Here is a 7,418-nt window from a genome sequence, read left to right as displayed (position 1 = left end):
GGGGGGGGCGGGGCGCCCCCGCCCACGCCGGGTCCGCCCGGGGCCGGCTCAGACAGTGGTGGTCGCGGCGTCGAAGTCCAGGCGCGGCAGCCGGTCGTGGCGCGGGGCGGCGGGGGCGCCGATGTTCACGACCATCAGCGAGCGCAGGCTCGTGCCGGCGTGGAACTCGGCGTCCACCCCGGCGGCGTCGAAACCGCCCATGGGACCCGCGGCGAGGCCGACGGCGCGCACCGCCAGCACGAAGTACCCGGCCTGCAGGTGGGCGTTGTCCCGGCCCATCTGCGCGCGCAGCTCCTCGTCGCCGGCGAACATCTCCTGGTTGCCGGCGCCGGGCGGGAAGACGACGGGCAGGTGCTCGTGCCAGTCGAGGTCGTAGCTCAGCACCGCGACGACGGGCGCGGCGGCGGTCTTCGCCCGGTTGCCCCCGGCCATGTGGGGGAGCAGGCGCTCCCGGGCCGCCGCGGAGCGGATCCACGTCACGCGCAGCGGCTGGATGTTCATGGCGGTGGGGCCCATCTTGGCGAGCTCGAAGGCCGCCCGCAGCTGCTCGTCGGCCACGGGCTCGTCGAGGAACTCGGACGCGGTGCGGGCCTCGCGGAAGAGCAGGTCGGCGGCGAGGGCGTCGAGGGTGAGCTGGTCCTGCAGGGTCTCGGGAGCCACGGGAAGTCCTTTCGGGGGCACGAACACGGTGATGTACACGTCAACAAAGCCGGGGGCGGGTCTATGCCGGGCCCCGACTGTGCCATCCGTCACGCGGCGGCACGTCCCCTGCGTATCCTGGTCCCGTGCCCCGACGATCCCCGCAGTCCCCGTCCGGCGCGGTTCCCGGCCGCTCCCGCTCCGCGGCGGCGCGCGCCCGGCGGATGGGTGCGGTGCTGTGCGGGACGGGCGCGCTGCACCTCGTCCGGCCCGCGCCGTTCGACGGGCTGATCCCCCGGTTCCTGCCCGGGTCCCCCCGGGCCTGGACGCTGGGCTCCGGAGTCGCGGAGATCGGCGTCGGAGCGCTGCTGCTCCGTCCCGGCACGCGACGCGCCGGCGGCTGGGCCGCGGCCGCCCTCTTCGTGGGCGTCTGGCCCGGCAACGTCACCATGGCCTGGCGCGCCCGCCGGGGCTCCCCGGTGCGGCGGGCCGTGACGCTCGTGCGGCTCCCGCTGCAGGTCCCGCTGATCGCCGGCGCCCTGCGCATCGCCCGGGCCGGCTGAGCGCCCGGCACCCCGCGCGGGTGCCGTCCTGGCCCCGGCCGCAGGGTTCGCATTCGGTCACACGTGCACACCCTCCCTACGCTGGGCGGAGCACAGGAGTGGGGGCTCCGTTTCCGCAGGGGGATCGTCTCCGCTCCAGTCCATCGGGGGGTGGGCTGTGCGTCCCGTGCCGCCTCCCGTCCCGACGGCCGGAGGAACACTTGACGACCACCCGCAGCACCACCGCCTCGCTCGCGCTCTCGGCGGCCCTCGCCCTCGTCCCGCTGGGCTCGGCCGCGGCGGCGACCGGGGCCGCCGCGCCCGCCGCCGAGCCGGGACCGGCAGTCGCCGCGACGGATCCCGGTGCCGCCGCACCGGCGACCGACCGGCTCGTGGTGCAGTTCCGGGACGCCGCCGAGGACACCCGTGACGTCGTGTACGCGCAGGCCGCCGACCGGGCCGGGGGCACCGCGCTCGTCGAGACCGCAGCCACCGCGGACGGCGCGCAGGTGGTGCGCACCGACGCGATGCTGACCGGCACCGAGCTCGAGGCCCTGACCACCGCCCTCGAGCAGGACCCCGCCGTGGAGTACGCGGAACCGGACCTGCTGGCGACCACCGCCGCGGTGCCGAACGACCCGTCCTTCGCGGCGATGCAGTGGAGCCTGTGGGACGACCCGGCCGGCGTGGGCATGCCCCTCGCGTGGGACCGGGCCACCGGCGCCGGGCAGACCATCGCCGTCGTGGACACGGGGATCACCGCCCATCCGGACCTGGACGCGAACGTGCTGCCCGGCTACGACTTCGTCTCCACGGCGGAGAACGGCCGGGACGGCGACGGGTGGGACCCGGACCCGACCGACATGGGCGACCACCCCGACGCCGTGCTGTGCCCCAACAGCCCCATGACCCCGAGCTCCACCTGGCACGGCACGCACACGGCCGGCATCGCCGCGGCCGACGCGAACAACGGCCAGGGCATCTCCGGGGTGGCCCCGGACGCGAAGATCCTCCCGGTGCGCGCCGTGGGCGCCTGCAGCCAGGGGTACATCACCGACGTCGCCGCCGGCGTCCGGTGGGCCGCCGGCGCCCCGGTGGCCGGCGCCGCCGCCAACCCGAACCCCGCGACGGTCATCAACCTCAGCCTCGGCGTGCCGGGGGAGTGCCCGGCGGTGCTGCGGTCCGCGATCGGGGAGGCCCTGAACCGGGGGATCCCCGTGGTCGTGGCCGCGGGCAACCAGGGCGTGGACGCCGCGCAGTCCGCTCCCGCCAACTGCCCCGGCGTGATCGCGGTGGCCGCGACGGACGTCTCGGGCGCCCTGGCCCCGTACTCCAACTTCGGCTCGGTCACGCTCGCGGCCCCGGGCGGGGACCCCTACGCGCAGATCCTGTCGACCGGCAACACCGGGACCCAGGGCCCCGGCGCGCCCGCGTACACGGAGCGCAACGGCACGTCCATGGCGGCGCCGGCGGTCTCCGGCGCCGTGGCGCTGCTCCGTGAGGCCGCCCCGGGGCTGGGCGTGGCAGGCCTCCAGGACGCGCTGACCTCCACGGCCCGGCAGGCCCCGGGCGGGTGCGCGCCCGGCTGCGGCGCCGGCATCGTGGACCCGGTCTCCGCGCTGATCGCGGCGCAGGGCGGCGCGCCCTTCGGCACCGCCGGCGGCATCGGGGCCCTGCACCGGAAGATCAGCGCGACCACCGGGGAGCCCCGCTCCCGCGAGCTGTGCGCCCTGGGGGGCACGCCCTGCTTCCAGGAGTTCAGCAACGGGTGGATCATCTGGAACGCCGGTCTCGGCGCCCGCTGGGAGCTGTTCCTGCCGACACAGTGGTGGACGGTCCCCACCGCCCGCTGACGCTCCGGTCCGCCCCGCGGCGCCGTCCACCTCCCGGGTGGGCGGCGCCGTCGTCGTGCCCGGGCCGCGCCGCTCTCGCCGACCAGGTACCAACGGAATCATGGATCTTCCCATTCGGTAACAAAAGCAACCGCTCCGTACGCTGAGCGCAGCGGCGCCGGCCCCCGCTTCCCGCGGTGGGTGCGCGGCAGCCCTCGCTGCGGACCGCGTCCCCCACCGCCTGGAGAACCCATGACGTCCTTCCACGGCCGCGCCCTGACGGCCGCCCTGGTCCTGCTCCTCGTCGGCGCCACGGCCCCGGCGGCGGCCGGGCCGACGGCGGAGACCACCGCGCCGGCCGTGCCCGCGCCCGCGCCGGTCGGGTCACGGAGCGCCGGGGCGACCGACCGGGTGATCGTGAAGTTCACGGCCGGCGCGGAGCCCGGGCCCCGCGCCCGGCAGCGGATCTACGCGGAGGCCGCGGAGCGGATCGCACCCGGGGGCGCGGCGGCGGGCGAGCGCGCGGGGACGGCGCCCCGGCTGGCCGAGGTCAGCGAGACCGTGGACGAGGCCAAGGTCGTGGCGGCGGGCGAGCTCCTGGGGGCGGAGGAGCTCGCGATCCTGACCGGCGCCCTCGAGGAGGACCCGGCCGTCGAGTACGCCGAGCCGGACCATCTCGCCGGCATCGCCGCGGTGCCCGACGACCCCTACTACGCGACGTCCCAGTGGAACCTCCAGCCCGTGCCCGCGGGCCTCGGCCTGCCCGGCGCGTGGGACCGGGCCACCGGCAGCGGACAGACCGTCGCGGTCGTGGACACCGGGATCACGCCCCACCCCGACCTCGACGCCAACGTCCTGCCGGGCCACGACTTCGTCTCCCTGCACGCCGGCGGCGTGCAGCCGGGCCACTCGCGCGACGGCGACGGCTGGGATCCGGATCCGCGGGACGAGGGGGACTACGCCGGCCCCGGCGAGTGCGGGATCGGTGCCGCCGCGAGGACCTCCTCCTGGCACGGCACGCACACGGCCGGCATCGCGGCGGCGCGGGGCAACAACGCGACCGGCGTGGCCGGGGTCGCCCACGGGGCGAAGCTGCTGCCGGTGCGCGCCCTGGGCGCCTGCGGGGACGGGTACGTCTCCGACATCGCCGTGGCGATCGCCTGGGCCGCCGGCGAGGACGTCGACGGCGTCCCGGCGAACCCCCACCCGGCCACCGTGGTGAACCTCAGCCTCGGCTTCCTGTCCAGCACCTGTCCGGCGTCCCTGCAGGACGGCATCGACCGTGCCCTCGCCCGCGGCACGAGCGTGGTGGCGGCGGCCGGCAACCACGACCGGGACGCCCGGACGGAGTCGCCCGCCAACTGCCGGGGGGTGATCGCGGTGGCCGCGACCACCGCCCACGGCGCCCGCGCCGGCTACTCCAACTGGGGCCGGGTCACGCTGGCCGCCCCGGGCGGGGATCCCGCCCGGCAGATCCTGTCCACGGCCGACGCCGGGAGCTCCCGGCCCGGCGGGGGCACGTACACCTACAAGTACGGCACCTCGATGGCCAGTCCCACGGTCGCGGGGGTCGTGGCCCTGGTCCGGGAGACGGACCCGTCCCTCTCGCCGGCCCAGGTCAAGGAGGTCCTGGCGGCCACTGCCCGGCCCCTGCCCGGGGCCTGCCCGGGCGGCTGCGGCGCCGGCCTCGTGAACCCCCGGGCCGCCGTCGCCCGGGCCACGCTGCAGGAGGGCTACACCGCGCAGGGGGCCATCGGCGCGCTCCACGCCCGGATCGGTGCGTCCACCGGGGCGCCGCGCTCGCACGAACGGTGCGGTCTCGCGCAGGACGGCTGCTACCAGGAGTTCGAGCGCGGCGCGATCTACTGGAGCGCGGACACGGGCGCCCGGTGGGTGCACGGCGGTGTGCGCGGCGCCTGGCACCGGGCCGGCGGCGTCAACGGCTCCCTCGGCTATCCGCGCAGCGGGGAGCGGGGCGACGGCACCGGGGGCGTCCAGCAGCTCTTCCAGCGGGGCGCGGTGGTCTGGAGCGCCGGGACCGGAGCGGCCCCCGTGCGCGGCGCCATCGGCGCGCGCTGGTCCGCCCTCGGCGGGGCGACGGGTCCGCTGGGCTATCCGCTGGGCGGCGAGCGCGGCGGCCCGGCCGGCGGCGGAGCGCAGCAGACCTTCGAGCGGGGCCGCGTCCTGTGGTCGCCCGCCACCGGCGCGCAGGCCGTGCGCGGGGCGATCGGGCGGGCCCACGCCGACCTCCGGGGCGAGCGCGGGCGGCTGGGCTACCCGGTGTCCCCGGAGCGCCGCTCCGGGGACACCGTCACCCAGCGCTTCCAGGGCGGAACGATCGGCTACCGCCACGGCGCGGTCACCATCTCCTACCGCTGAGCCGGGCCGGGCCCGGTCCGGCTCAGGAGTTCAGCCGGTGGATGCGGGCGCCGAGGAGCGTGGCGAACCCGCACCAGCCGGCGTAGGGGAGCAGGGCGGCGCCGTGCAGCGGCCGCGCCTGCGCCGCCCGGCGGGCGAGGTCGGCGGTGCTGGCGGTCAGCGCCGCGGCCGTGGCCGTGGCCAGCGCGGTGTCGTGCTTCGTGAAGAAGACCCAGCTCCACCCCGCGTTGAGGGCGAGGTTCAGCGCGAGCGCCCGGCGGTAGCCGCGCTCGCGCCGGGCCGCCTCGGACGGGGTGCGCTCCGGCCGCGGGATCGTCCGCACCCGCGGGCCGCGGCGGTGCAGGCCCGGGCGGGTCTGCCGCTGCAGCTCGGTGAGCACCGCGGCCGAGGTCACCGCCAGGTCCGCGTAGAGAACGGTCCACACGACCGGGAACACCGCGGCCGGCGGCTGCAGCCCGGGCTTGCGCAGGTCCCGGTACCAGGGGCTGTCCACCCCGGCGGAGGCGGCGGTGCCGGCGGCGGCGGCCGCCGCCGTCTGCACGGTGGTCCTGAGCAGGTTCGTCCGGAGCATGGATCAGTCCTTCGTCTCGGTGGTGCGCGGATCGTGGGCGGCGCCCGGATCGTCGGTGGCGCGCCGGGCACCGTCACCGCCCGGCCGGGCGCCGCCGGAGGCCGCCGCCCGCTGCCGGGCCCAGGCGCCGAGGATGCCGGCGACCACCGCCCCGGCGTGGCCGGCGGCGAGGTCGCCCATGGTGTCGCGGTAGCCCACGTTGACCTGGGGGTCCACGAGGTAGTAGCCGACGAGCTCGAGGTACTCCCAGACCAGGGCCAGCGCCGCGCCCAGGGAGCTGACCACCACCACGTGGGACACCGGGCCGGGGGGCGTCAGACGGGACCAGCGCTCGAGGGCGCGGAAGGCGAGCTCGGCCAGCACGGCGGTGGCCGCGAAGTGCACGACCAGGTCCCAGTGCGCGTACTTCTCGTAGAGCAGGAACACCGAGCTCCACGCGGCGACCAGCACCGTCACGTCCGTGGTGATCTCCAGGGCCGCGGGCAGCCGGGCCCGCCACGTGATGGTGATGGCCAGGCACACCAGCATCATCACGGAGGCGCCCACGGCGTCGAAGAACAGGGCGGTGAGCACCACGGAGAGGGGGCCGAGCCACCGCACCGCCAGGGCGAGCCGTCTCATGCGCGACCTCCGCCCAGCCGGTGGCCCAGCCGCGCCTGCCACCGCTCCCACGGCGGCTCGTCGGCCCAGTTGAGCCGGATCGTCCGGAAGGCGCGGGCCAGCCGCCGGACGGCGGGGCGCCCACCCCGCAGCGCCCGGGGGGACATGCCCACGGACAGCCCGGGCCGGAACAGGATCCGGTGCGCGGGGTCCAGTCGGAAGCTGAGGTCGAAGTCGTCGTGCAGCTCGGGGTCGTCGCGGTGCACGCCGTCCCGGACATCGAGCCACCAGGACCGGCGCATCGCCATGTTGGTGCCGAAGAGCGGGGGATGGGCCAGCGCGGCGGCCGTGCTGAGCACGTACAGGCCGATGTACAGCGCGGACAGCAGCCGGTCGATCCCCGGCGGAAGGCCGTGGAAGCGGCCCGGGCCGGTGACGGCGACCACGTCCGGACGGGACGCGAGGGCCGTCAGCAGCCCGGCGATCCACTCCGGACCGGGGACGCTGTCCGCGTCGCAGCGCACCACCACGTCCCCCCGGGCGGCGTCGTAGCCGGCGGCGGCGGCGGCCGGGATGCCGCGCACGGGCTCGTGCACCACGCGCGCCCCGGCGGCGCGGGCCACCTCGGCGGTGCGGTCGCTCGAGGCGTTGTCCACCACCACGATCTCGTCCGGCGGCCGGGTCTGCGCGGCGAGCAGCCGCAGGCACCGCGCGAGGTGCGCGGCGTCGTCGCGGGCCGGCACCACCACCGACACCGCCGGGCCCCCGGCCGCCTCCGGCGGCGGCGAGTCCGGTCCGGTCTGGTCTCTGCTCTCGGTCATGGCCCCATTCTCTCGTGCCCGCGCCCTAGAATCG

Annotated in this window: 7 protein-coding genes; 3 read left to right on the top strand and 4 right to left on the bottom strand. The window is 77.2% G+C overall.

Annotated features, from left to right (window positions below; translation table 11 throughout):
* Positions 1 to 48: 48 nt before the first annotated feature.
* Entirely contained in the window at positions 49 to 660 is a 612-nt protein-coding gene (locus ACFU0Y_RS02955) for a malonic semialdehyde reductase (protein WP_380212951.1), read from the bottom strand.
* A gap of 125 nt (positions 661 to 785) precedes the next feature.
* Between ACFU0Y_RS02955 and ACFU0Y_RS02950 the strand changes: the two genes are divergently transcribed.
* The 3 genes from ACFU0Y_RS02950 to ACFU0Y_RS02940 all read left to right on the top strand — a co-directional run bounded on the left by ACFU0Y_RS02950 (position 786) and on the right by ACFU0Y_RS02940 (position 5,392).
* The gene (locus tag ACFU0Y_RS02950) at positions 786 to 1,202 is read left to right on the top strand and encodes a hypothetical protein (RefSeq protein WP_380212950.1); all 417 of its coding nucleotides are present in this window, start codon (positions 786 to 788) and stop codon (positions 1,200 to 1,202) included.
* Between the two features lie 200 nt (positions 1,203 to 1,402).
* Positions 1,403 to 3,034 (top strand): S8 family serine peptidase, encoded by a 1,632-nt coding sequence (locus ACFU0Y_RS02945; RefSeq protein ID WP_380212949.1) that lies wholly within the window; start codon positions 1,403 to 1,405, stop codon positions 3,032 to 3,034.
* 231 nt (positions 3,035 to 3,265) lie between these two features.
* On the top strand, positions 3,266 to 5,392 hold the full coding sequence (locus ACFU0Y_RS02940) for a S8 family serine peptidase (RefSeq protein ID WP_380212948.1): 2,127 nt from the start codon (positions 3,266 to 3,268) through the stop codon (positions 5,390 to 5,392).
* Positions 5,393 to 5,414: 22 nt separating this feature from the next.
* On the opposite strand, the gene ACFU0Y_RS02935 is transcribed toward ACFU0Y_RS02940, so the two are convergent.
* From ACFU0Y_RS02935 to ACFU0Y_RS02925, 3 genes are read right to left on the bottom strand one after another with little or no spacing between them, the layout of a single operon-like run.
* Entirely contained in the window at positions 5,415 to 5,963 is a 549-nt protein-coding gene (locus ACFU0Y_RS02935) for a TspO/MBR family protein (protein WP_380212947.1), read from the bottom strand.
* A 3-nt stretch (positions 5,964 to 5,966) separates the two neighbouring features.
* Entirely contained in the window at positions 5,967 to 6,584 is a 618-nt protein-coding gene (locus tag ACFU0Y_RS02930) for a hypothetical protein (protein WP_380212946.1), read from the bottom strand.
* A complete protein-coding gene (locus tag ACFU0Y_RS02925; RefSeq protein ID WP_380212945.1) occupies positions 6,581 to 7,384 on the bottom strand; it encodes a glycosyltransferase family A protein in 804 nt (267 codons plus the stop codon). Before ACFU0Y_RS02925 ends, ACFU0Y_RS02930 begins: the two co-directional genes overlap by 4 nt.
* Positions 7,385 to 7,418 lie beyond the last annotated feature (34 nt).

Source organism: Kocuria sp. NPDC057446 (genome assembly GCF_042802875.1).
GTDB lineage: Bacteria > Actinomycetota > Actinomycetes > Actinomycetales > Micrococcaceae > Kocuria.
This window is presented reverse-complemented; position numbering and strand designations above follow the sequence as displayed.